Source organism: Roseococcus pinisoli, assembly GCF_018413645.1.
GTDB lineage: Bacteria > Pseudomonadota > Alphaproteobacteria > Acetobacterales > Acetobacteraceae > Roseococcus > Roseococcus pinisoli.
This window is the reverse complement of the sequence record NZ_JAHCDA010000001.1, coordinates 607,821-630,167: the sequence shown is the minus strand read 5'-3', so window position 1 is coordinate 630,167 and position 22,347 is coordinate 607,821. Positions and strand designations below refer to the sequence as shown.

Here is a 22,347-nt window from a genome sequence, read left to right as displayed (position 1 = left end):
CGCCTTCGCGCCGGACGGCGCATGACAAGGGATTCTAGGCGCCGCCCTGCCAGGCCTTCACGCTCTCCAGCGGCCAGAGCAGCATCAGCACGTTGAGCGTCAGGTTGTCGCGAATCATCCAGCCCACGCCGATCTCGAAGACCAGCACCATCAGGACCGAGGCCCAGACCGGCAGGCGCGAGGCGAGGAAGAAGCCCAGCCACATGGCGAAGATGTCGCTGACCGAGTTGATGACGCTGTCGCCGAAATAGTCGAGCGCGATGGTCGCTTCGCGATAGCGGCTGATCACCGCATTGGTGTTCTCGGCGATCTCCCAGGCGGCCTCGACGATCGTGGCGATCGCGAGCCGCGGCAGCAGGCCGAGGCGCCGCGCGACGAGGTGCAGCGCGCCGTAGAACAGCACGCCATGGATGATGTGGGAGGGGGTGTACCAGTCGGTGAGGTGCTGCGAATTCTCGGAGCTGTTCACCGCGCCGTGCCACAGCTTCACGCTGCCGCAGGTGCAGATGGGCACGCGGCCCATCGAAAGGAGGATGGCCGCCGTGACGGCGACCATCCCCAGCAGGATCGCGACCCAGAGGGTCTTCGGAAAGCGGTTCAGCGCCTGGATCAAACCGACCTCACCAAACCGCTTTCCGATGCGAGCCTCAGATCAGAAACTCGATCAGGAACGGCGCATCCTGCGCGAGGCTCTGCGACACGAGGTCCGCCAGCTCCTCCAGCGTCGACGCCGTCGCGGCCTCGACGCCCATGCCGTTCGCCAGCTGCACCCAGTTGATGTCCGGGTTGCCGAGGTCGAGCATCTGCATCGCCGTCGGGCCGGGATTGGCGCCCACGTTCTGATACTCGCCGATCAGGATCTGGTACTTGCGGTTGGACAGCACGATCGTGGTGATCGGCAGCTTCTCGCGCGCCTGGGTCCAGAGCGCCTGCACCGTGTACATGCCCGAGCCGTCGGCCTGGAGCGAGATCACGCGCCGGTCGCCGCCGGCCACCGCCGCACCGGTCGCGACCGGGAAGCCGTAGCCGATGGCGCCGCCGCGGTTCTGCAGCCAGTCGTGCTTCGGCGCGCAATGGGTCAGCGGCGAGAGGCCACGGCCATAGGTCACCGATTCATCGACGATGATCGCGTTCTCGGGCATCAGCGCCGCGATCACGCGGGCCAGGCCTTCCGGCGAGGGCGCGCCGCGCGGCAGCTCGGGCTTCGGGCCGTTGTCGGGCATCGCCACCTTCGGCGCGCCCAGCTCCTCGGCCAGCGCGGTCAGCGCGGTGACGGCGTCCTGCTCCTGGCGCGTGAGGACCGTGAGGATGGCATTCGGCGGGTAGTGCAGCGAGGGGTGGTTCGGATAGCCGAAGAAGCCCGTCGGCGCCTTGGAGCCGACCAGGATGATCTGCTCGTAGTCCTTGAGGCGCGCCACGGCGTGATCGGGCGGATAGGGCACGCGGTCCAGCTGCAGGCGGCCCTGGCCGCGCTCGATCTTGGCGTTGGAGGTCTCGGCCAGGATATGCGCGCCGGTATGCGCGATGATCCGCTGGGCCTGGACCTGCGCCGCCTCGGTCAGCGCCGTCGGGCCGCCGAGCAGGATCAGGACGTTCTTCTTCTCGCGCAGCACCTTCGCGGCGTTGCGGATGGCATGCGCCTCGGCCTGCGGCACGGCCGGCACGGGCAGGGCCTCGGCGACCACGCCGCCCTCGTCCCAGCAGGTGTCCGACGGGCAGATCAGCGTCGCCACCTGGCCGGGCGAGGTCTTCGCGGCCTGCACGGCATTCGCCACGTCCTGGCCGACTTCGCTGGCCTTGGTGGCGGTGCGCACCCAGGCGGAGACGCCGCGCGCGAAGCCCTCGGTGTCGGCCGTCAGCGGCGCGTCGTAGACGCGGTGGTAGGTGGCCTGGTCGCCCACGCAGTTCACGACGCCAGAATGGGCGCGGCGCGCGTCATGCAGGCCGGCGAGGCCGTTGGCGAGGCCGGGGCCGCAATGCAGCAGCGTGACGGCGGGCTTGCCCTTGATGCGCCAATAGCCGTCGGCGGCGCCGGTCACCACGTTTTCCTGCAGACCCAGCACGCAACGCATGCCCGGCACGCGGTCGAGCGCGGCGACGAAGTGCATCTCACTGGTACCGGGATTGGCGAAACAAACATCTACGCCGCTTTTCAGCAGGCTATGCACCAGGCTTTCCGCACCGTTCACGCGTAACTCTCCTCAAAGGTCCGGGGGCTTGGCCCGCCGTGATTGTCCTCATGGACGTCGCGCGCAGCCTGGGCCGAAGATGGCGAATCGGCAAGACGGGGCGGCGCGCGACGTGGGAGGGTTATGAGGACACCACCGACCTTCGGCGTCATCCTCGCCGGCGGGCTTTCCCGGCGGATGGGCGGCGGCGACAAGCCGCTGCGCCGGCTCGGCGGCCGGCCGATGCTGGCCCATGTGATCGAGCGGCTGGCCCCGCAATGCGAGGGCCTCGCGATCAACGCCAATGGCGACCCCGCGCGCTTCGGCTCCTTCGGCCTGCCGGTCTGGCCGGACAGCGTGCCGGGGCATCCCGGGCCGCTGGCGGGGATCCTCGCGGCGCTGGAATCTTCGCCGCTGCCCTGGGTGGTGACCGTCACCGGCGACGCGCCCTTCCTTCCGCCGGACCTGGTGGAGCGGCTGCACGGCGCGGGTGCGGCGCTGGCCTGCGCTGCCTCGGAGGGGCGCGCGCATCCGCCGGTGGCGCTCTGGCCGCGGCGGCTGGCCGGCGAGCTCCGCGCGGCGATCCTCGACGGCGAAAGGCGCGTCGGCGCCTGGGCCGCCCGGCACGGCGTGGCCACGGTGGCCTGGGAGGGCGATCCCTTCTTCAACGTGAACACCCTCGAGGAACTCGAGGCGGCCGAGCGGCTGCTGGCGCATCCGGGACCGTCCTGACGAATTGCCCTTCCACTGCCAGGAAAGAGAGCTTCCATGCGTCGCACGGCGTCGATCGGTCTATTCCTCGCCGCGGCGCTGGGCGTCTTCGCCTGGTGGGGCCTGCTGACCGCGGAGGGCAGCCGCCGCTTCGACGAGATGGACGGCCTGATCCCCTTCGCGGCCGGCGTGCTGAGCGCGCTGCTCGCCCTCGGCGGCATCATCGCCTGGGCCTTTTTCAGGTACGCGCCGTCGCTGCTAGGCGCGGCCGTCCCGTCCTGAACCTAGGGCAGGCCGTCCAGGCTCTGCTGCACGGCCGGCCGCCAGGGCGCATCGGCCGGCGCCTCGGCGAGCAGCGCCTGCCAGGTCGCGCGGGCCTCCTCCGGTCGGCCGGCCCGCACCAGGGCCAGGCCCTTGAGGAAGCGAAGGCGCGGATCGGGCTCGGTCACGAGGCTGCGGTCGATCCAGGCGAGCGCGTTCTCCGTCTCCCCGCGCTCGATCTCGACCTCCACGAAGCGGATGGCGAGGCCGAGGTCGAAGCGGTTCTCCAGCGCGCGGCTATAGGCGGCGGAAGCTTCCGCGAGGCGGCCCCGCGCGCGCTCGGCATTGCCGAGCAGGATGAAGCCTTGCCGCCCGGATTCCGTCGCCGGATCGGCGGTGCGCAGGCGCTCCCGCAGGCGGAGGATGATGAGGTCGTCCGCCGCCGCGGCCTCGCGGCGCTCGGTCAGCGTGGCGGAGGGCATGCCGGGATGGCCGCGGTCCAGGTACAGCAGCACGCCCGTCACCGGCACGAGGACCAGCGCCGCCAGCAGCACGGGCGAAGGGCGGTCCGCCGGCAGCGCCGCCTCGGGGGCCGGGGCCGCGATCAGGCGTCGCTGCACCTCCAGCGTGGCGGCCCGATGCGCGGTCTCGTCGAGCCGGCCCTCGGCGCGCTGGGCGTCGAGCTCGGCGAGCTGCGAGCGGAACAGCGCGAGGTCGGTCTCCGCGCGGCCGCGTGCGCGCGGCGGGCGCAGCGCGGCCCAGGCGAGCGGCGAGAGGATGAGGGCGGCCAGGAGGCCGAGCGCGAGCCAGGTCACGTACGGGGTTCGCCCTGAGACTTGTCGGACAGGGAAGGGCCGAGGCGTTCGGCGAGGCGCGCACGCTCGGCCTCGGTGAGCTCGCCCACGGGCACCGCGCGGCGACGGCGCAGGCGCCAGATGGCGAAGAGCCCGCCCAGCAGGGCCAGCACGGGTGTCGCCCAGAGCAGCAGCGTCGAGAGCCGGAAGGGCGGGCGCAACAGCACGAAGTCGCCGTAGCGGTCGTGCACGAAGCGCATCACCTCGTCATGCGAGGCGCCGCGGGAGACCTGCTCGCGGACGATGCGGCGCAGGTCGCGCGCAAGGTCGGCCTCGCTGTCCTCGATGGACTGGTTCTGGCAGACGAGGCAGCGCAGCTCGCGCCCGATCTCGCGGGCGCGCGCCTCGGCGACAGGGTCGGCCAGGCGGTCGGCGATCTGGGCGGAAGCGGGCGCCAGCGGCGCGGCCAGCAGCAGCACCAGCAGGGACAGCATCCGCGCCATCACGCGCGCCCGAGCGAGCGGATCAGGGGAACGATGCTTTCGCTCATCACCTCGGGCGTGATGGGGCCGGCCCAGCGCCAGCGGATCACGCCCCGGCGGTCGAGCACATAGCTCTCCGGCACGCCGTAGACGCCCCAGTCGATGGCGGTGCGACCGGGGAAGTCCGCGCCCAGCCGCGTGAAGGGATTGCCATGGCGCGTCAGGAAGTTGCGCGCATCGGGCGCGCGGTCCTTGTAGTTGATGCCGAGCACGGGCACGCCCTGGCGATGCAGCGCCATGAGCTGCGGATGCTCGACGATGCAGGGCACGCACCAGCTCGCCCAGAAATTCACGACGATGGGCCGGTCGAAGGTCAGCAGGTCCGGTGAGGACAGCGGCGGAAGGTCGAGGCCCTCGACGCCCGGCAGCGAGAATTCCGGCGCCGTCTTGCCGATCAGCGCGGAGGGAACGCCGCGCGGATTGAAGCTGCCGTCGCCGAGGCCGCGGAGCATGGCCCAGAAGCCCAGGCCTCCCACGCCCGCGACGGCGAGCGGCGCGTAGAGCATCAGCTTGCGGCGGGACGGCCGGGCGGGCCGCGCCGCGTCCTGGTCGGCATTCCCGCTCATGCCCGCGCCTCGGCCTCGCGCCGCCGGGCTGCGGGGGCGGCGACGCGCACGCGCCGGTCGCTCAGCGAAAGCGCGCCGCCCAGCGCCATGATGAAGGAGCCGAGCCAGATCCAGGGTGCCAGCGGATTGACGTGCAGCCGTAGCACGGCGAGGCCCTCATGCTCCTCGCCCAGCACGGCATAGAGGTCGCGGACCAGGTTGGTGCGGATGGAGGTCTCGGTGGTGGTGGTGCGGCCCTGCGGGAAGAAGCGGCGCGACGGTTCCATGACATGGGCGACGTGGCCGTCGCGCAGGAGGGTGAGGGTGGCGCGGCGGGCGGTGAAGTTGGGGCCCGTCACGTCGCGCACGCCGTCCAGGCGCCATTCGTAGCCGGCGTAGGAGGTCGATTCGCCAGCCCGCAGCGAGGCGAGGTGCTCGGTGGCGAGGCCCATGCCGGCGACGCCGAGCAGCGTCACGCCCATGCCGGCATGCGCGACCGCGGCGCCCCAGGCGGAGCGGGGCAGATTGCGCGCGCGGTTCAGCACATTGGCGAGGCGCGTGCGGCCGAGGCCGGCGCGGTCCGCGATATCGGCCGCCGCACCGCCGATCAGCCAGAATCCGCAGGCGAAGCCGAAGGCCGGCAGTACGTGCCAGCCGGCGAAGGCCAGGGTCAGCACGAAGGCGGCCAGCGCCAGGCAGGCGGCCCACCACAGCCGCTGCAGCACCGGCCAGAGCGTCGCGCGCTTCCAGGGCATCATGGGGCCGATCGCCATGCCGGCGATCATCGGCACGGCCAGCGGCGCGGTGGCGGTGTTGAAGAAGGGGGGGCCGACCGAGATCATCTGGCCCGTCAGCAGGTCGAGGAAGAGCGGGTAGAGCGTGCCCACCAGCACCACCGCCGTGATCGAGCAGAGCAGCAGGTTGTTCAGCACCAGCGCGCCCTCGCGCGAGACCGGGGCGAAGACGCCCGTCGGCGCCATCGCCGGCGCGCGCCAGGCGAAGAGCAGGAAGGCGCCCGCGATGTAGATGCCGAGCAGCACGAGAATGAAGACGCCGCGCGACGGGTCGGAGGCGAAGGAGTGCACGCTATTCAGGATGCCCGAGCGCACCAGGAAGGTGCCGAGCAGCGAGAGCGCGAAGGCCAGCAGCGCCAGCAGCACGGTCCAGATCTTCAGCGCCTCGCGCTTCTCGACCACGATCGCCGAGTGCAGCAGCGCCGTGCCGGCCAGCCAGGGCAGGAGTGAGGCGTTCTCCACCGGGTCCCAGAACCAGTAGCCGCCCCAGCCGAGCTCGTAATAGGCCCACCACGAGCCGATCGCGATGCCCAGCGTCAGGAAGGACCAGGCGCCCAGCGCCCAGGGCCGCACCCAGCGGCCCCAGGCCGCGTCCACGCGCCCCTCGATGAGCGCGGCCACGGCGAAGGCGAAGGTGACCGAGAAGCCGACATAGCCCGCGTAGAGCAGCGGCGGATGCACGGCGAGGCCGAGATCCTGCAGCAGCGGGTTGAGGCCGTTGCCGTCCGGCGGCGGCGGCCAGACACGCTCGAAGGGATTGGAGGTGAAGAGGATGAAGGCGAGGAAGCCGAGCGAGATCGTGCCCAGCACCGCGATGACGCGGGCCTGGAGCGCGGAAGGCAGGTCCCGCCCGAAGCCGGCGACCGCCGCAGCGCAGATGGCCAGCACCAGCACCCAGAGGACCATCGAGCCCTCGTGGTTCCCCCAGGTTCCGCTGATCTTGTAGATCATCGGCTTCGCGGAATGGCTGTTGGCCACGACATTGGCGACGGTGGTGTCGTTCGTCGCATAGCTCCAGACCAGCGCGCCGAAGGCGACGGCGACGGCGATGAGGCCGGCCAGCGCCAGCGGCGGAGCGGAACCCATCAGCCGCGCGTCGCCGCGCTGCGCGCCGATGAGCGGCAGGATCGACTGCGCGATGGCGAGCGCCGCCGCGAGGATGAGCGCAAAATGTCCGAGTTCAGGGATCACGAGCCAGTCCGTGTCGCCGGGCTCAGCGTGTTCCACGTCGCGGCCGGCGGCGCGGCCCCCTGCGAGGGGTTCCAGTGGCCCGAGCGGCGGAGCGCGGCGGCCACCTCCGGCGGCATGTAGGTTTCGTCGTGGCGCGCCAGCACCTCGCGCGCGGCGAAGGTGCCGTCAGGGCCCATCACGCCCTGCGCGACCACGCCCTGGCCCTCGCGGAAGAGGTCGGGCAGGACGCCGCTGAAGGTGACGGAGATGGTATGGGCGCCGTCCGTCACGCGGAAGCGCACCGTGGCGCCGCCCCGCTCGACGCTGCCGGCCTCGACCAGGCCGCCGAGGCGGAAGGCGCGGCCGGGCGGCGGCGCCTCGCGGGCGATGTCGCTGGGGGCGAGGAAGAAGACGAGGTTGTCCTGGAAGGCGGTCAGCGTCAGCGCGGTCGCCGAGCCGATGCCGATCGCGCAGAGCAGGAGGATGTAGAGGCGGCGCTTCTTGCGGTTCATCGCCGGGTCTCCAGGCGCGAGAGCAGGCGCTTCGCCCGGCGGTAGCGCGTCACCGACATGGTGGAGAGGGCGAGGAAGACGGCGCCGGCGAGGCCCCAGGCGATGGCCACATAGGTCCAATGGGTGCTCATGCCGAAGCCTCGGCACGGCGGGCGGCCGCCATCTGCAGGGCGCGCACGCGCCGCTCCATCACGGCCGCGCGCGTGGCGGCCAGCACCAGCGCGGCGAAGGCCAGGCTGAAGCCCACGGCGCAGACCAGCAGGGGATACAGGATATCGACATGCATGCCCGGTGCGTCGATCCGCGTCAGGCTCGCGGGCTGATGCAGCGTGTTCCACCAGTCGACCGAGAACTTCACGATGGGAAGGTTCACCACGCCCACCAGCGCCAGGATCGCGCCCATGCGTGCGCCGCGCTCCGGATCGTCGAAGGCGCGGACGAGGGCCGCATGGCCGAGCCAGAGGAAGAACAGCACCAGCACCGAGGTCAGCCGCGCGTCCCAGACCCACCAGGTGCCCCACATCGGCCGGCCCCAGAGGCTGCCGGTGACGAGGCAGAGGGCGGTGACCGCGGCGCCGATCGGCGAGAGCTCGCGCGCCGTGAGATCGGCCAGCGGATGCCGCCAGATCAGCGACATGAGGGAGAGCACAGCGAGGCCGAGATAGCCGCCCATGGCCAGCCAGGCCATCGGGACATGGACGAACATGATCCGGACGGTCTCGCCCTGCTGCCAGTCGGGCGGCGCGAAGAACAGGCCCCAGACCACGCCCCAGCCGAGCACCAGCGCCGCCGCGGCGGCGAGCACGGGCAGCCAGCTGTCCGTCAGCCGCAGGAAGCGGCCCGGATTGGCGAAACGATGCAGCGACCCGCCGGGACGAGGCAGGTTGGCCGAAGGAGAGGTGGCGTCCACGCCGCGCAACATAAGCCTTAGCGTCCTTCGTTCAAAGCCAGGGGGGCGGTATGATGCCTTTGCCGAACGGCCTTGGCTCCGACTATCGGCCCTCGCCTTGGCTTCCCTTGATCTGGATCATGTCCTGGCGGATGGCGCCCGGGTGTTTCGTCCCGGCGCCGTGCGCTCTAGGCTGCAGCGCCTCCCAGGAAACGCCCGCATGCCCGCCCGATCGCCGAAAATTCCCGTCCATCTCGTGAAGTCCGAGCCCGATGCCTTCAGCTGGGACCAGCAGGTCGCCAACGGCATCGAGCCCTGGACCGGGGTGCGCAACCACCAGGCCGCCGCTTTCCTCAAGGCGATGAAGAAGGGCGACCGCGCCTATTTCTATCATTCCAACATCGGCAAGGAGATCGTGGGCATCGTGGAGGTCGTCCGCGAGGCCTATCCCGATCCGAGCGACGAGACCGGCCGCTGGGTCTGCGTGGACATGAAGGCCATCGAACCCGTGAAGCATCCGGTGACGCTGGCCGCCATCAAGGCCGAGCCGAGGCTCGAGGGCATTTCCCTCGTCCGGCAGTCGCGCCTTTCCGTCATGCCCATCACGCCGGAGCATTCCGCCGTGATCCTGGAGATGGCGAAGGGGTGAAGGCCGCCAGCCTCCGCGACCATAGGCTGGTGGGCGCGCCGGCGATGATCCCCGCGCGGCACGCCGCCGTCATGATCCCTGGGAAGCCCCGCGCATGAGCGAGTGGCGCACCCTCTGCCGCCTCGAGGACCTCCCCGATGGCGAATCGCGCGGCTTCGATGCCCCGCCCGGCGGCTTCACCGGCCTCTTCGCCATCCGGCGGGGCGAGCAGGTGCTGGTCTATGTGAATTCCTGCCCGCATGTCGGCGTGCCGCTGGAGCTGGTCCCGCATCGCTTCCTGGACCGCAAGGGCGAGCGAATCGTCTGCGCGGCCCATGGCGCGCGTTTCCGGATCGAGGATGGCGAGTGCATCTCCGGCCCCTGCATCGGCGACGTGCTGGAGGCGGTGGCCGTGCGGATCGAGGAAGGCGAGGTCCGCGTGCCGGTGGAGGCCGGCCGCTAGGCCCGGCGACTAACGCCCGTCCGGGCCAGGGCCCGGGCGACGGCGGGCGCGCCGCCGAAGAGGGCGAGGAGCAGCGCCAGCGGCAGGGTCGTCGCATAGCCGGCCAGCGCGAAGCCTAAGGCGCCGACCACCCCGCCCAGGAAGAACATGGCCAGCAGCGCAGTCAGCAGCCGGAGCTTGGGGCGGTCCGCCCGCACGGCGGGGCCGGGCCAGAGCGGGTCGCGGTTCCAGTAGGCGAGCTTGCCGAGCTCGATGCCGATATCGGTCACGATGCCCGTCACATGGGTGGTCCGCATCCGCGCGCCCGAGACCTTCGTGATGGTCGCGTTCTGCAGCCCCATGATGAAGCAGAGCAGCGGGACGGCGAGGGCGGCGAAGGCGCCGCCAGCGGGCAGCGCCAGGCCGGCGAGGCCGAATCCGGCCAGCAGCGCGGCCTCGAGCAGGAGCGGCAGCGCATATTGCTCGCCGACCCGGTGCCGCCTTCCCCAGTTGATGAGCCAGGCCGAGGCGGCGGCGCCCAGCGTGAAGGCGAGCAGCGCGCCGATCCCGCCCGCCACCAGCATCCAGGCCCCCAGCGCGAGGTTGTCCGCGACGGCCGAGACGATGCCCGACATGTGCGAGGTGTACTGCCCGACCGCGACCAGCGCGCCCGCATTCACCGCGCCCGCGACGAAGGTAAGCACCAGGGCCAGCAGCCGGTCGGTCCCGGCATTGCGCTCGGGCGCCACGGCCTCGTGCAGCGGGCCGACGGCCTGGATCAGGAGACGATGGGGGAAGACGCTCACGGCTCGCCTGTCTCGGGGAAGGAAGCATGGCGGGTGGAGCGGGCGGGGGGAATCGAACCCCCGACATTCAGCTTGGGAAGCTGACGTTCTACCTCTGAACTACGCCCGCGCGCTGACCTAGGCTTAGCGCCCGCCGGTCCGCTCCTCAAGCCCCTCGATGCCGGCGGGATGGGAGCCGCCCGAATCGGCACGGCCCGGCCATCTGGACAGCAGGCACCGCCCGGCGCATGTCGTCGGCGTCACCTGGGTGAGCCGACATCGCCCGCTCCGCCATTCCCCTGCCGTCCGGCCGGGGAGGTTGCGGGGCAGGCGCGGCGGCTGAGAGGCGGGACGTATCCCGCGAGCCCTGGAACCTGATCCGGTTCGTACCGGCGAAGGGAGCGGTGCGCATCGATGATGCCTTTCCCCTTCCTGCGCCGCCGTGCCGCATGGAGGAAATGGATGGACCGTCGTTCCCTGCTGATGGCGCCGGCGCTGCTCGCCGCCCCGGCTTTCGCGCAGAATGCCCGCGCCCGCACGCTGCGCTTCATGCCGCAGGCCGGGCTCGCCGTGCTCGACCCGATCTTCAACCCGACGACGATCGTCACGACCCACGCCTATTGCGTCTTCGACACGCTCTACGGCGCCGATCGCGCGCTGCGCCCGCACCCGCAGATGGCGGCGGGGCACGAGGTCTCGGCGGACGCCCTCACCTGGCGCATCTCGCTGCGCGAGGGCCTGCGCTTCCATGACGGCGAGCCGGTACGCGCGCGGGACTGCGTGGCCAGCATCCGCCGCTGGGCGGTGCGCGACGGCTTCGGCCAGGCGCTGATGCTGGCCACGGCCGAGCTTTCGGCGGCCGACGACCGCACCATCGTCTTCCGCCTGCACCGGCCCTTCCCGGCGCTGCTCGATGCCCTGGCCAAGCCGGGCTCCTCGCCCTGCTTCATGATGCCGGAACGCCTGGCCAGCCAGCCGGCCGACCGTCCGATCACCGAGGCGGTGGGCAGCGGACCCTGGAAGTTCCTGCCCGACGAATTCGTCGCCGGCGCCCGGGCCGCCTATCTCCGCAACGACGCCTATATCCCCCGCGACGAGCCGGCCGAGGCCGCGGCCGGCGGCAAGCGCGTCCATTTCGACCGGCTGGAGCTGGTCTGGATCCCCGATGGCGGCACCGCCGCCGCCGCGCTGCGCACCGGCGAGGTCGACTGGATCGAATATCCGCTGCCCGACCTCGTCCCCGTACTGGAGCGCGACCGCAACACCAGGACGCAGATCTACGATCCCAACGGCTTCCTGGGCTTCCTACGCTTCAATTGCCTGCATCCACCCTTCAGCGACGTGCGCGTCCGACGTGCCATCCGCGACGTGATCTCGCAGCCGGACTTCATGCAGGCCGTGGCCCTGCCGCAGGACTGGCAGGAATGCCACGCCATGTTCCCCTGCGGCCTGCCCAATGTCGTCGAATCCACGCCCGCGCTGCGCGGCGAGGCGGCCATGGAGCGTGCGCGCGCCGCGTTGCGCGAGGCCGGCTACCGGGGCGAGCCCATCATCCACATCAACCCGAGCGACTTCCCCGCCGTGACGCAGCAGGGCCGGCTGACGGTGGACCTGATGCGGCGCCTCGGCGTGAACATCCAGGCGGTGGAGAGCGACTGGGCCACCATCATCGCCCGTCGCGCCAATCGCGCGCCGCCGGCGCAGGGCGGCTGGAATCTGCACAACACCAACGGCCCGGCCGCGACCATCGCCAACCCGGCCGTGAGCTGGACCATCCGCATGAACGGCGCCCAGGCCTGGCCCGGCTGGCCGGAGGATGCGGCGGTGGAGGGGGAGGTCGCGGCCTGGCTGCAGGCGCCGGACGTGCCCACGCAGGAGGCGGCGATGAAGCGGCTGCAGGAGCTGCTGTGGGACGCGGTGCCCATCGCGCCGACCGGGCTGTTCCGGCTCCGCACGGCCTTCCGCGCGGATCTGACGGGCGTGCTGCAGGCGTCCAACCCGATGCTGTGGAACCTGCGGCGGATTTAGCCGGGGGAGGGGCGCCGCCCCTCCCGGGCCTCGTCAGCCCTTGTGGACGAGGCTCTTCACTTCCTCGAGCGCCTCGCTGAAGCGGCGGTTGAGGACGCCGACGGCCTCGCCGTTCGACTTCTGGATGAGCTCGGCGACCTCCTGCATATTGGCCACCGCGCGCTCATAGGCCTTCTTCATCATCTCGGCCTGGAGCGAGGCCTTGTGCTGGGGCGAATCATCCGTCGCGGAGAGGCTCTGCACGGCCTGGCTCATCTCGCCCATGACCTGCTGCATGATCTCCATGTTGCGCCGCGCCACCGCCTGCGCGCCTTCCATGGCGAGCCGGTTCGCCGAGGTCAGGGCCTCGAGGTTGCGCTTCTGCGATTCGGCCAGGGCCTGGAAGTCCGGCATGTTGGGCATCTTCAGCGAACCGAAGATCTTCATCAGCTCGTCCGGATTGAAGTTGCTCGACATGGTGGCCTCCCGACAGATCGCCCGGACCGGGGCGGTCCAGGCCGATTGGATTGCAGTCCTGATCGGCCGAACCCTACACCCGGCAGGCTTGGGGAAGTAGCCGGTCCACTGGGCTCAACGTCTCAAAGGGCCTGGGGCTGCGGATCGGCACCGCCCGTCGGCGCGTTGGAGCCTAGCTCGGACTCGATCGCGGAGGCACGCGATGTTTCCGCGAAACCGAAGGTCCGCGCGATCCGGTCGGCCCGGTCCAGCGCGCGGTCCAGCGCGGCCATGGTCGAGGAGAGGTCCGCGCTCTCGTCCTTCTCCCAGGCCCGGAGCGCGGCGAGCCAGATGGCGCCGAGCCCCTTGGCCCGCAGCAGGCCGGACGGGCCGGTGGCGTCGAGCCCCGCGGCCTCCAGCATCCAGGCCATCGAAGGGAGCATCCGGGTGGAGAGCCAGATCGCGAGCAGCGGCGCGGTCGGCAGATCGCGCATCAGCCGGATCACGCCCGCGCGATCCGGCTGCAGGGCGTCCAGCCGGCGCATCACCACGTCGAAGAGGCGATCCCGGGCGGAAGCCGCGGGGTCGTCGACGGTGCCTTCGAGCACGGTGGCGTCCACCGTGCGGCCATGGGCCTCCAGCAGGGCCCAGGGACCCTCGAAGGACCGGCGCAGCTCGGCGAGCGGCAGGCCCGCTTCGGCGGCGATGGCGCGCATCGTCACGCCGTGCCAGCCGCGTTCGGCCAGGACGCGCCAGAAGGCGGGGAGGATCGCATCGGGGGAGGTGAGAGCGGTCATGCCCGAAAGATCGTGCCGCAATCCGCCCGGCGCAAGCGCCAAGCCTCTCCGCCTCGTCGCGCGCGCCGGGCCGCGATAGCTTCCGGCGCATGTTCGACGCCTATCTGCGCCGCTGGAACCTCGCGCCGGACGGCGCTTCCCTCGAGACCCGGGTGGCCCGGCTGCTGCCGGTGCGTCATCTCGGGCGGCCCGCCATGCTCCGCCTCGCCGCCGGCGAGGACGAACGGCGCGGCGGGGCGCTGATGGCCTGGTGGGAGGGCGACGGCGCCGCCCGCGTGCTGGCCCGGGACGACGGGGCCCTGCTGCTCGAGCGTGCCACCGGACCCGGATCGCTGGCCCGGATGGCCCGCGCTGGCTAGGACGACGAGGCATGCCGCCTCCTTTGCGGCGTGGCGGCCCGTCTGCATGCGCCCCGGCTGCCGCCGCTGCCCGAGCTGGTGCCGCTCGATCTCTGGTTCCGGGAGCTGGCCCCGGCCGCCGCCACGCATGGAGGCATCCTGTCGCGCTGCGCGGCGGCGGCGCGCGACCTGCTGGCCGGCCCGCGCGAGGTGGGCGCCCTGCATGGGGACCTGCATCACGACAACGTGCTCGACTTCGGGGCGCGGGGATGGCTGGCCATCGATCCCCATGGCCTGTGGGGCGAGCGCGGCTTCGACTTCGCGAATATCTTCACCAATCCGGACCTCGCTGACCCCACGCAGCCCGTCGCGACCCTGCCCGGCCGCTTCGCGCGGCGCCTGGAGGTGGTGGCGGAGGCGGCCGGGATGGAGCGCCGCCGCCTGCTGCGGTGGATCCTCGCCTGGACCGGGCTTTCGGCGGCCTGGTTCCTCGGGGACGGCGACGAGCTGGCGGCGATCGACCTCCAGGTCGCGGCCCTGGCCGAGGCCGAGCTGGATCGCGCCTGACGACATCCCTTACCCCCCGTCTCCTTGGCCTCGCCGCCTTGCCGGCGCGGCCGGGCCGGGGTTCTCTGGCCCCATCCCGGATCATGACGGCACGAATTCCGGAACGAGCGAGGCGAGCGAAAGGCGATCCATGAGCATCTGGCGTCAACCCACCACGATCGAGGCCCTCCAGGCCCGATGGGGCGACAGCGTGAACACGCTGCTCGACATCGAGATCACCGAGATCGGGGCCGACTTCGTGAAGGGCGTGATGCCCGTGGACGGCCGCCACGTGCAGCCCTTCGGCATCATCCATGGCGGCGTCTCCGTCGTGCTGGCCGAGACGCTGGGCAGCCTCGCCTCGATGATGGCCTGCGACCCCGGCTTCCACGCGGTGGGGCTGGAGGTGAACGCCAACCATCTCCGCCCGAATCCGAAGGGCGGGCGGGCCCATGGGCTCTGCACCCCGGTCAGGATCGGCCGCAGCGTGCATGTCTGGAACATCGAGCTGCGCCGCGACGACGGCGAGCTCTTCTGCGTCTCGCGCCTCACCACCGCGATCCTCGAGCGGAAGGCTTCGGCATGAGCCGGCCGAAGATCGCCCTGATCGGGACGGGCGGGACCATCAGCTCCATGGGGCGCGGGCCCTTCGACATCGCCGACTACGGCACGCTCGGGAAGGTGATGAGTGCCACCGAGCTGCTGGCCTTCTGGCCGCAGGTGGCCGAGGTGGCGGAGGTGATCGCCATCCCCTACCGCGCGGTGCCCTCCACCGCGCTCGGCCCGCAGGAATGGCTGGAGCTGGTGCGGCTCTGCGACGAGACGGTCGCGAAGCACCCGGACATCGACGGCATCGTGATCACCCACGGCACCGCGACGCTGGAGGAGACCGCCTATTTCCTCTCGCTGACCGTGAAGGTGGAGGTGCCGGTCGTGGTGGTCGGCGCGCAGCGGCCTTCCACCGGGCTGTCCTCCGATGCGGGCATGAACCTCGCCAATGCCTGCCGCGTGGCGGGCGACAAGCGGGCGCGCGGCCTTGGTGCGCTGGTCCTGCTCAATGACGAGATCCATGCCGCGCGCGAGGTCACGAAGACCAGCACCAGCCGGATGCAGACCTTCCGCAGCCCGGATTTCGGCTGCCTCGGCCATGTCGACGCCGATGCCATCGCCTGGTACCGCCGGCCCCTGCGCAAGGCGGGGCGGGAGACGGAGTTCGACGTGCGCGGGCTGGAGAGCCTGCCGCGCGTCGACATCGTCTATTCCTATGCGGGCGCCGACGGTGCGGCGGTGCAGGCCTTCGTCGCGGCCGGTGCCCAGGGCCTCGTCTCCGCGGGCTTCGCGCCCAGCTTCGTCAGCCCCGCCATGGGCGAGACGATGATCGCGGCGATGAAGGCGGGCACGCCCATCGCGGCGAGCACGCGGGCGGGCTCGGGGCGGATGTTCTACACGACGCGTATGCGTGAGGCCGGCTTCGTGAACGCCGACAACCTCAACCCGCAGAAGGCGCGCGTGCTGCTGATGCTCGGTCTGACGGTGACGCGGAAGCTGGACGAGCTGAACCGCATCTTCGCGGAATACTGAGCCACCGGAACGGCGCCGCGCCGGGCAAAGCGCTTTCAAGTCGGGCGGAAACGCCCGACGACCCTTCCCGGTTCAGGCCTCGACGGGCGCGAAGCGCTCGGCGGCCTCGCGCCAGGCGTCCAGTAGGGGCGCCGGACGCCGCGTGACGCGGTCCATGAAGACGATCACGCTCTCGGCCGCGGCGAAGCGCCGCTCGCCGAGGAAGAGCTCCTGCCGGATGGTGATCGAGGTGTTTCCCACGCGGGCGATGGCGCTGCCGATGCGCACCCGGCCGGGGTAGTGCACCTCGGACAGGTAGTCGATCGTCACGCGGCGGAGCGCGGCCGCCAGCGGGCGGGTGCGCGCATCGCCCGCCACGGCGAAGATGATCTCGCCGCGACCCGCCTCGCAGAGGCTGGCGATCGCGGCGTTGTTCACATGCCCGTTGAGATCCGTGTCCTGGATGCGGAGCTTCTCGTCCGTCCAGAACGGGAAGCTCGCCTCAGTTGGCACGCAGGCCGGCGTTCGTGACGGTGATCTGGCTGGCGACGCAGAGGTTCACGCCCCGGATCTCGGCGGCGCGGCCGTTGTTCCACACCACGCGGAAGTCGTAGGCGCCGGGGTTGCTCGCGCGATAGTTCACGTAGCGGCCGGGATAGAGCATCGAGGCGCCGAGCTGGTCCGCGCCCCAGCTGCCCAGCGACGAATGGCTGAAATAGAGCTGGTTCACGATGTAGGAGGAGTTGTTCACCACCCGGAAGCTGGTGTCGCAGACCCGCGCGGGGGCCATCGGCGCCACCATCACCGGCTGGACATAGGGCTGGGGCTGCACGCAGCCGGCCAGGAGGGTTGCGCCGGCCAGGGCCGCAATCGCCGTCAGTCTCTTCACGCGCTGTTCTCCGCCTCGCCGTGGAATCATGTAATCCGCATATATTCCCCCGGGCGCGGCCCCTTCGTCCAGGGGGCGAGGCGCGCGATCAGCGCGCCTCGACGCCGAAATTCGTGATGACGATCTGCGTGTTCTTGCAGATGTTCGCCCGCCGGAGGTCAGAGGTGGTGCCATCCGCGCGGACGATGCGGAAGTCGTGCGGCCCGGGGCTGTCGGCCTGGAGGTCGCGCGACTGGCCGACATCGAGGATGCTTCGGCCCAGCCGGTCGCGGCCGAAGGAGGAGAGCGCGGAATCCGAGAAGAAGACCTGCTGCACCGGGCGCGAGCTGGAATTGGTCACCCGCAGCGTCGCATCGCAGGACGCCCGGGATGCGGTGCGCGTCGCCGGCTGGTCGTCAGGCGGTTCGGAGGAGCAGGCGGCCAGCGCGACGGCGCCGGCCAGGGCCAGGATGACCTTCTTCATGGAATCGCTTCTCCTCCGGAAATGGACGCGTCAGGCGCGGCCGGCGGCCTTGTCGGCCTCGTACTTCGCCTTGTTCTCGGCATTCGCCGGATAGAGCCCGGGCAGCGCCACGCCGTTCTCGACCTGGACCATGATCCAGGCTTCCAGGCGCTCCTGCTCGACCGCCTCGTCCGTCACGGCCTCGACCAGGTCCTTGGGGATGAGCACGCAGCCATCCGCATCGGCCACGATCACATCGCCCGGGAAGACGGCCACGCCGCCGCAGCCGATCGGCTCCTGCCAGGCCACGAAGGTGAGGCCGGCGACGGAGGGCGGGGCCGCGCCGCCGGCGCACCAGACCGGCAGGCCCGTGCCGTTCACGCCGGCCACGTCGCGCACCGCGCCGTCGGTCACCAGCGCCGTCACGCCGCGCTTCTTGAGGCGGGCGCAGAGTATGTCGCCGAAGATGCCGGCATCGGTGATGCCCATGGCGTCGGCCACCGCGATGCAGCCCTCGGGCATCGCCTCGATGGCGGCGCGGGTGCTGATCGGGCTCGCCCAGCTCGCCGGCGTCGCGAGATCCTCGCGGGCGGGGACGAAGCGCAGCGTAAAGGCCTCGCCGACCAGGCGCACGCCCTGCGCGGTGGGCGAGAAGGGCGCGGCGCCGCGCATCCAGACGTTGCGGAGGCCCTTCTTGAGCAGCACCGTCGTCAGCGTGGCGGTGGTGATCTTCTCGAGCTTGGCCTTGTTGGCGGCAGACAGGGACATGGGAGCTTCTCCGGGAACGTCCCTTGCCTGTTATGACGCGGCCTGTTCCGGGTCAACGCGCGCCAAGCCGCGCCGCGGCCTCGGCCGCCACGCTTTCGGGCGAGGCGGCGATATCGAGAATGAGCGCCTGCTCCTCCGCGCCGGGGGCCTCGAGGGTGGCGAACTGGCTGGCCATCAGGCTGGGAGGCATGAAATGCCCCTCGCGGGCGCCCTGCCGGGCCGCGATGAGCGCCGGCGCGCCGGCCAGGTGCACGAGGCGCAGCCCCGGCACCCAGCCCCGCAGGCGGTCGCGATAGGTGCGCTTCAGCGCGGAACAGGCGACGACGCCGCCCTTCTCCTCGGTGGCCAGCCAGGTGCCGAGCGCGTCCAGCCAGGGCCAGCGGTCGGCATCGGTGAGCGGGATGCCGGCCGACATCTTCTGGACGTTCTCGGGCGGGTGGAAGGCATCGGCATCGGCGAAGGGAAGGCGGAGGGCCTCGGCCAGCAGGGCGCCAATGGTCGACTTGCCGCAGCCGGAGACGCCCATGACCAGGATGTGCCGGGCCGGAGCGGGCAGGCTCATTCGTTCTTCGGCTCCAGATGGCCGCCGAAGCCCTTGCGCATGGCGCTCAGCGCCTTGTCGGCGAAGCTCGCCTCCTGGCGGGAGCGGAAGCGCGCGAAGAGGGCGGCGGCCAGCACGGGCACCGGCACCGCCTGCTCCACGGCCGTGTCCACCGTCCAGCGGCCCTCGCCGCTGTCGCTCACATGGCCGCTGTATTCCGCGAGGTCGGGGTCGTAGGCCAGGGCCTGCGCCGTCAGGTCCAGCAGCCAGGAGGAGACGACGGAGCCGCGGCGCCAGGCCTCGGTGATGTCCGGCAGGTCGAGCTCGAAGGGCGCGGCGCGCATGAGGTCGAGGCCTTCGGCCATGGCCTGCATCATGCCGTATTCGATGCCGTTATGGACCATCTTGGCATAGTGGCCGGCGCCGTTCGGGCCGCAATGCACATAACCCTTGGAGGGGCGCGGATCGCGGGATTCGCGGCCCTCGGTGGGAGGCGCCGAACCCTCGCCGGGCACCAGCGCGGCCAGGATGGGGTCGAGCCGGCGCACCACCTGCGTCTCGCCGCCGATCATCAGGCAATAGCCGCGCTTGAGGCCCCAGACGCCGCCGGAGGTGCCGATGTCGAGATAGTGCAGGCCATGCGCGGCCGCCTCCTCGCCGCGGCGGGCGGAATCCTTCCAGAAGGAATTGCCGCCCTCGATGATGATGTCGCCCTCGTGGAGCAGGCCGTGCAGCTCGCGCAGCGTGGCCTCCGTCGCCTCGCCGGCGGGCAGCATGACCCAGACGGCGCGCGGGGCGCTGAGGCTGGCGACGAGATCGGCCAGCGAGGACGCGCCCTGCGCGCCCTCCGCGACGAGGGCCGCGACGGCGCCGGCGTCGCGGTCATAGGCCACGCCGACATGCCCGGCCGTCATCACGCGCCGCAGGATATTGGCGCCCATGCGCCCCAATCCGATCATGCCGAGCTGCATGCCTGTCTCTCCTCCGTTGCTCCGGATGCTACACGGCCCGCGGCGGCAGGCGAGAGCGCTTCCATGCTTACTCGCTCGGGACCACGCCCGTGGCGCCATAGTCCTGCAGGCAGGCCGGCATATCCTCCATGCCCCGCTCGATGCAGACGACGAAGGCGCGGCGGTCCCGTTCCTGCCGCTGCTCCCGCTGCGTTTCCGCGGGTAACTGGGGCGTAGGCGGCTCGGGCGATACCATGATGGGGACGGCCGTGGCGGGGCTGTCCGGGACGCTTTCCTGAGGGAGGGCGGGGGCCGGCGTCCGGGCCGGTGCGCGCGCGCGCATGACGGGCCGGCGGCGGTTCTGCACCTGGCTGCGCTCCGGTGGCGGTGGTGGCGGCGGCGGCGTGGCCGCGCAGGCGGCGACGCCGAGAGCCAGGAGCAGGACGGCCCACCTCATCCGGAAGCCCCGCTCCTGCCGCGGGTCCGTTTGTGCCTCACGCCTCGACAAGATAGCGGGCCGTCAGATGCTGCTGGAAATCCTGGGGATCGAGCGGCTTGCCCGTCGCGGCGCGCAGCAGGTCCTGGAAGCCGAGGCGCGAGCCCTGGGAATGCACCTTCTTCCGCAGCCAGCCGAGCAGCGGCGCCATGTCGCCCTGGGCGAGCGCGGCGTCGAGCCCCGGCGTCGCGGCGCGGGCGGCCTTCATGAGCTGCGCGGCGGCCATGGCGCCCAGCGTGTAGCTCGGAAAATAGCCGAAGCCGCCATCGTGCCAGTGGATGTCCTGCAGGCAGCCGCGCGCGTCGTCGGGCGGGGTGATGCCGAGCAGGGAGTTCAGGCCCTCCGCCCAGGCGCCGGGCAGGTCGGCGACGGCGAGGCGGCCCTCGATCATCGCGCGCTCCAACCGGAAGCGCAGGATGACATGGGCGGGATAGGTCAGCTCGTCCGCATCCACGCGGATGAAGCCGCGCGAGACATGGCGCCACAGGCCGGCGAGGTTCTGCACCGCATAGGCCGCGGGATCGCCGCCATAGGCCGCCTGCAGTTGCGGGCCGAGGAAGGAGAGGAAGGCGTCGGAGCGCGAGGCCTGCATCTCCACGATCAGGCTCTGCGACTCGTGCGCGGCCATGCCGGCCGCCTCGCCGACGGGCTGGCGGGCATAGGACTCGGGCAGACCGCGCTCGTAGAGGGCATGGCCGGTCTCGTGCAGCACGCCGAGCAGCGCCTTGGCGGGGTCGGCCTCGCTGTAGAAGGTCGTGATGCGGACGTCGGTGGGCGTGCCACCGCAGAAGGGATGCAGGCTTTCGTCGAGGCGCGAATGGTCGGCCTCGAGGCCGATCCGCAGCGAGAGGCTGCGGCAGAGTTCGCGCTGCTTACCGACAGGGAAGGGGCCGGTCAGGGGAATGGGCGTTCCCCGCTTCGCCTGGATCTCCTCGGCGCGGGGCAGGGCCTCGCGGAGAAAGACCTCGTAGGCGTCGAAGATGGGTTCGATCTCGGCGGCGGTGACGCCGCGCTGGTAGCTCTCCATCAGCGCGTCGTAGGCCGAAAGGCCGGTCACCGCCGAAAGCGCCTGCGCGGTCTCGCGCTGCAGGCGCAGCACCTCCTCCAGATAGGGGCGCACGGCGGCGAAGTCGGAACGCGCCTTGGCGTCGCGCCAGACCTTCTCGCAGGCGGAATTGGCGCGGGCGGCGGCCTCGACGAGCTCGGTCGAGAGCGCGGCGGAGCGGGCGTGGCTGCGGCGGATGAGCTCGAGATTGGCGGCCTGCCACTCGCCCTCGGCGGTCGCCTGGGCGAGGTCCGCCGCCATTTCGGGGGCGGTGAAGAGCTCGTGCGAAAGGCCGGCCAGGGCTGCGAGCTGCTCGCCGCGCGCCTCGCCGCCGCCACGCGGCATCATGGTGCTGGCATCCCAGTGCAGGACGGCCGCGGCCTCGCCGAGGGCGCCGATTCGGGAGAGGCGCTGCGTGACGCGCTGATAGGCGGCTTGGCTCATGTCTCGCTCAATCGCTTCCGGGACCAGAGGAGGAAGATCACCACCCAGGCTCCCGCGAGGCCGAACCAGGTGATGGCATAGCCGAGATGGGGGTTGTTCGGCTCGGGAAAGCCCGTCGCCGGATCCGGCAGCGCGCCGTGCCAGGGCGCGGGCGTGCTGCCGAGGCCGCTGGGCGCGGCCGGGCCACCCCGGGGAAGGACCACGGTCAGCGCGTATTCCAGCGCATAGGGGGCGCCCAGGGCAGCGGCCATGTCGCGGACGGCGAAGGTGTAATAGCGCTTCGCGGCGGCATCGTCCCGGGCGGCGAGGAAGCCGTGGCGCTCGGTGGGCCGTGCATAGCCGCTGACGGTGACCTCGCCCTCCGGGCGATCGATCCGGCCGCCCTCCAGCGGCACCCAGCCGCGCTCCACGAGCAGGGGAGGCTGGTCGCCGGGGCGATCCAGCACGGTGACGAGGCTGCCGCCGAGCGTGGTGCCGCGTACCTCCAGCCCGTAGATGGCCTCGGCGCCCGGGCGGAAGCGGCCGGTGGCGGTGATGCGGGTGAAGGCGGGCGTCTCGGCCACGGCGGGAACCGGCGGGCGGGTGGCGGCGACGGCGAGCTCGGCGAGGACGCCCTGCTTCCAGCTGAGGCGGTGGAGCTGCCACGTCCCGAGGCCGAGCAGCACCGCCAGGATCGGGAGGGCGAAGAAGCTCGGCAGGACGATGCGCTGCCAGGGGAGAGGGCGGCTCACGAAACGGTGCCCCTTGCCGGGCCCCGGGGGCCCTTCGGAAGTTCAGCTGCCCCGGGAAGGAAAAACCCGGGGCAGATAAAATTTGGGCCGGCTGAG

At 71.5% G+C, this 22,347-nt stretch carries 28 protein-coding genes, 1 tRNA gene and 1 pseudogene; 8 read left to right on the top strand and 22 right to left on the bottom strand.

What is annotated here, in order from left to right:
• Positions 1–34: 34 nt before the first annotated feature.
• Both KHU32_RS03040 and KHU32_RS03035 read right to left on the bottom strand, forming a co-directional pair.
• Positions 35–613, bottom strand: a complete 579-nt coding sequence (locus KHU32_RS03040) for a DUF2585 domain-containing protein (protein WP_249680518.1) — start codon at positions 611–613, stop codon at positions 35–37.
• Between the two features lie 34 nt (positions 614–647).
• Positions 648–2,189 carry an acetolactate synthase large subunit gene (locus tag KHU32_RS03035; protein WP_213668550.1) on the bottom strand — a complete coding sequence of 514 codons (1,542 nt, stop codon included), beginning with the start codon at positions 2,187–2,189 and terminating at the stop codon, positions 648–650.
• A gap of 123 nt (positions 2,190–2,312) precedes the next feature.
• On the opposite strand from KHU32_RS03035, the gene mobA reads away from it, so the two are divergent.
• Together mobA and KHU32_RS03025 are read left to right on the top strand one after the other, a co-directional pair.
• The gene (gene mobA, locus KHU32_RS03030; RefSeq protein WP_213668549.1) at positions 2,313–2,900 is read left to right on the top strand and encodes a molybdenum cofactor guanylyltransferase MobA; all 588 of its coding nucleotides are present in this window, start codon (positions 2,313–2,315) and stop codon (positions 2,898–2,900) included.
• A 36-nt stretch (positions 2,901–2,936) separates the two neighbouring features.
• Positions 2,937–3,161 carry a hypothetical protein gene (locus KHU32_RS03025; RefSeq protein WP_213668548.1) on the top strand — a complete coding sequence of 75 codons (225 nt, stop codon included), beginning with the start codon at positions 2,937–2,939 and terminating at the stop codon, positions 3,159–3,161.
• Between the two features lie 2 nt (positions 3,162–3,163).
• Here the strand turns inward: KHU32_RS03025 and ccmI are convergent, their stop codons facing one another.
• From ccmI to KHU32_RS02990, 7 genes are read right to left on the bottom strand one after another with little or no spacing between them, the layout of a single operon-like run.
• The gene (gene ccmI / locus KHU32_RS23390) at positions 3,164–3,955 is read right to left on the bottom strand and encodes a c-type cytochrome biogenesis protein CcmI (RefSeq protein ID WP_213668547.1); all 792 of its coding nucleotides are present in this window, start codon (positions 3,953–3,955) and stop codon (positions 3,164–3,166) included.
• The gene (locus tag KHU32_RS03015) at positions 3,952–4,437 is read right to left on the bottom strand and encodes a cytochrome c-type biogenesis protein (RefSeq protein WP_213668546.1); all 486 of its coding nucleotides are present in this window, start codon (positions 4,435–4,437) and stop codon (positions 3,952–3,954) included. The genes ccmI and KHU32_RS03015 overlap by 4 nt, the downstream gene beginning before the upstream one ends.
• Entirely contained in the window at positions 4,437–5,042 is a 606-nt protein-coding gene (locus tag KHU32_RS03010) for a DsbE family thiol:disulfide interchange protein (RefSeq protein ID WP_213668545.1), read from the bottom strand. Before KHU32_RS03010 ends, KHU32_RS03015 begins: the two co-directional genes overlap by 1 nt.
• Positions 5,039–7,006, bottom strand: a complete 1,968-nt coding sequence (locus tag KHU32_RS03005; RefSeq protein ID WP_213668544.1) for a heme lyase CcmF/NrfE family subunit — start codon at positions 7,004–7,006, stop codon at positions 5,039–5,041. The genes KHU32_RS03010 and KHU32_RS03005 overlap by 4 nt, the downstream gene beginning before the upstream one ends.
• Positions 7,003–7,497, bottom strand: coding sequence for a cytochrome c maturation protein CcmE (gene ccmE / locus KHU32_RS03000; RefSeq protein WP_213668543.1), 495 nt, complete (start codon positions 7,495–7,497; stop codon positions 7,003–7,005). The genes KHU32_RS03005 and ccmE overlap by 4 nt, the downstream gene beginning before the upstream one ends.
• Positions 7,494–7,628, bottom strand: a complete 135-nt coding sequence (gene ccmD, locus KHU32_RS02995) for a heme exporter protein CcmD (protein ID WP_213668542.1) — start codon at positions 7,626–7,628, stop codon at positions 7,494–7,496. Before ccmD ends, ccmE begins: the two co-directional genes overlap by 4 nt.
• The gene (locus tag KHU32_RS02990; RefSeq protein ID WP_213668541.1) at positions 7,625–8,419 is read right to left on the bottom strand and encodes a heme ABC transporter permease; all 795 of its coding nucleotides are present in this window, start codon (positions 8,417–8,419) and stop codon (positions 7,625–7,627) included. Before KHU32_RS02990 ends, ccmD begins: the two co-directional genes overlap by 4 nt.
• A gap of 187 nt (positions 8,420–8,606) precedes the next feature.
• On the opposite strand from KHU32_RS02990, the gene KHU32_RS02985 reads away from it, so the two are divergent.
• A complete protein-coding gene (locus tag KHU32_RS02985) occupies positions 8,607–9,035 on the top strand; it encodes an EVE domain-containing protein (RefSeq protein WP_249680517.1) in 429 nt (142 codons plus the stop codon).
• A gap of 94 nt (positions 9,036–9,129) precedes the next feature.
• The gene (locus tag KHU32_RS02980) at positions 9,130–9,477 is read left to right on the top strand and encodes a Rieske (2Fe-2S) protein (protein WP_213668540.1); all 348 of its coding nucleotides are present in this window, start codon (positions 9,130–9,132) and stop codon (positions 9,475–9,477) included.
• Here the strand turns inward: KHU32_RS02980 and KHU32_RS02975 are convergent.
• Together KHU32_RS02975 and KHU32_RS02970 are read right to left on the bottom strand one after the other, a co-directional pair.
• Positions 9,474–10,262 (bottom strand): YoaK family protein, encoded by a 789-nt coding sequence (locus tag KHU32_RS02975; protein ID WP_347265500.1) that lies wholly within the window; start codon positions 10,260–10,262, stop codon positions 9,474–9,476. The genes KHU32_RS02980 and KHU32_RS02975 overlap by 4 nt on opposite strands.
• A 34-nt stretch (positions 10,263–10,296) precedes the next feature.
• Positions 10,297–10,371, bottom strand: a tRNA-Gly gene (locus KHU32_RS02970).
• A 332-nt stretch (positions 10,372–10,703) separates the two neighbouring features.
• Here KHU32_RS02970 and KHU32_RS02965 point away from each other — a divergent pair.
• The gene (locus KHU32_RS02965; protein WP_213668539.1) at positions 10,704–12,269 is read left to right on the top strand and encodes an ABC transporter substrate-binding protein; all 1,566 of its coding nucleotides are present in this window, start codon (positions 10,704–10,706) and stop codon (positions 12,267–12,269) included.
• A 33-nt stretch (positions 12,270–12,302) separates the two neighbouring features.
• On the opposite strand, the gene KHU32_RS02960 is transcribed toward KHU32_RS02965, so the two are convergent.
• Together KHU32_RS02960 and KHU32_RS02955 are read right to left on the bottom strand one after the other, a co-directional pair.
• A complete protein-coding gene (locus tag KHU32_RS02960; RefSeq protein ID WP_213668538.1) occupies positions 12,303–12,725 on the bottom strand; it encodes a phasin family protein in 423 nt (140 codons plus the stop codon).
• A gap of 122 nt (positions 12,726–12,847) precedes the next feature.
• A complete protein-coding gene (locus KHU32_RS02955; protein ID WP_213668537.1) occupies positions 12,848–13,501 on the bottom strand; it encodes a helix-turn-helix domain-containing protein in 654 nt (217 codons plus the stop codon).
• Between the two features lie 89 nt (positions 13,502–13,590).
• On the opposite strand from KHU32_RS02955, the pseudogene KHU32_RS02950 reads away from it, so the two are divergent.
• The 3 genes and pseudogenes from KHU32_RS02950 (at position 13,591) to KHU32_RS02940 (ending at position 15,966) form a co-directional block, all read left to right on the top strand.
• Positions 13,591–14,406: pseudogene (locus KHU32_RS02950) on the top strand (aminoglycoside phosphotransferase family protein).
• A 130-nt stretch (positions 14,407–14,536) separates the two neighbouring features.
• Positions 14,537–14,971: a PaaI family thioesterase gene (locus tag KHU32_RS02945; RefSeq protein ID WP_213668536.1), complete on the top strand. Its 435-nt coding sequence runs from the start codon at positions 14,537–14,539 to the stop codon at positions 14,969–14,971.
• On the top strand, positions 14,968–15,966 hold the full coding sequence (locus tag KHU32_RS02940; protein ID WP_213668535.1) for an asparaginase: 999 nt from the start codon (positions 14,968–14,970) through the stop codon (positions 15,964–15,966). The genes KHU32_RS02945 and KHU32_RS02940 overlap by 4 nt, the downstream gene beginning before the upstream one ends.
• Before the next feature lie 72 nt (positions 15,967–16,038).
• On the opposite strand, the gene KHU32_RS02935 is transcribed toward KHU32_RS02940, so the two are convergent.
• From KHU32_RS02935 to KHU32_RS02895, 9 genes are all read right to left on the bottom strand, one after another.
• Positions 16,039–16,458: an acyl-CoA thioesterase gene (locus tag KHU32_RS02935; protein WP_213668534.1), complete on the bottom strand. Its 420-nt coding sequence runs from the start codon at positions 16,456–16,458 to the stop codon at positions 16,039–16,041.
• Positions 16,448–16,834, bottom strand: coding sequence for a hypothetical protein (locus KHU32_RS02930; protein ID WP_213668533.1), 387 nt, complete (start codon positions 16,832–16,834; stop codon positions 16,448–16,450). Before KHU32_RS02930 ends, KHU32_RS02935 begins: the two co-directional genes overlap by 11 nt.
• A gap of 88 nt (positions 16,835–16,922) precedes the next feature.
• Positions 16,923–17,297, bottom strand: coding sequence for a hypothetical protein (locus KHU32_RS02925; protein WP_213668532.1), 375 nt, complete (start codon positions 17,295–17,297; stop codon positions 16,923–16,925).
• 30 nt (positions 17,298–17,327) lie between these two features.
• A complete protein-coding gene (locus KHU32_RS02920) occupies positions 17,328–18,044 on the bottom strand; it encodes a ribonuclease activity regulator RraA (RefSeq protein ID WP_213668531.1) in 717 nt (238 codons plus the stop codon).
• A 52-nt stretch (positions 18,045–18,096) separates the two neighbouring features.
• Positions 18,097–18,606 carry a gluconokinase gene (locus KHU32_RS02915; RefSeq protein ID WP_213668530.1) on the bottom strand — a complete coding sequence of 170 codons (510 nt, stop codon included), beginning with the start codon at positions 18,604–18,606 and terminating at the stop codon, positions 18,097–18,099.
• On the bottom strand, positions 18,603–19,556 hold the full coding sequence (gene gnd, locus KHU32_RS02910) for a phosphogluconate dehydrogenase (NAD(+)-dependent, decarboxylating) (RefSeq protein ID WP_213668529.1): 954 nt from the start codon (positions 19,554–19,556) through the stop codon (positions 18,603–18,605). Before gnd ends, KHU32_RS02915 begins: the two co-directional genes overlap by 4 nt.
• Positions 19,557–19,623: 67 nt before the next feature.
• Positions 19,624–19,992, bottom strand: a complete 369-nt coding sequence (locus KHU32_RS02905; protein ID WP_213668528.1) for a hypothetical protein — start codon at positions 19,990–19,992, stop codon at positions 19,624–19,626.
• Between the two features lie 37 nt (positions 19,993–20,029).
• Positions 20,030–21,520, bottom strand: coding sequence for a carboxypeptidase M32 (locus tag KHU32_RS02900; protein ID WP_213668527.1), 1,491 nt, complete (start codon positions 21,518–21,520; stop codon positions 20,030–20,032).
• Positions 21,517–22,251: an SURF1 family protein gene (locus KHU32_RS02895; RefSeq protein WP_213668526.1), complete on the bottom strand. Its 735-nt coding sequence runs from the start codon at positions 22,249–22,251 to the stop codon at positions 21,517–21,519. Before KHU32_RS02895 ends, KHU32_RS02900 begins: the two co-directional genes overlap by 4 nt.
• Positions 22,252–22,347 lie beyond the last annotated feature (96 nt).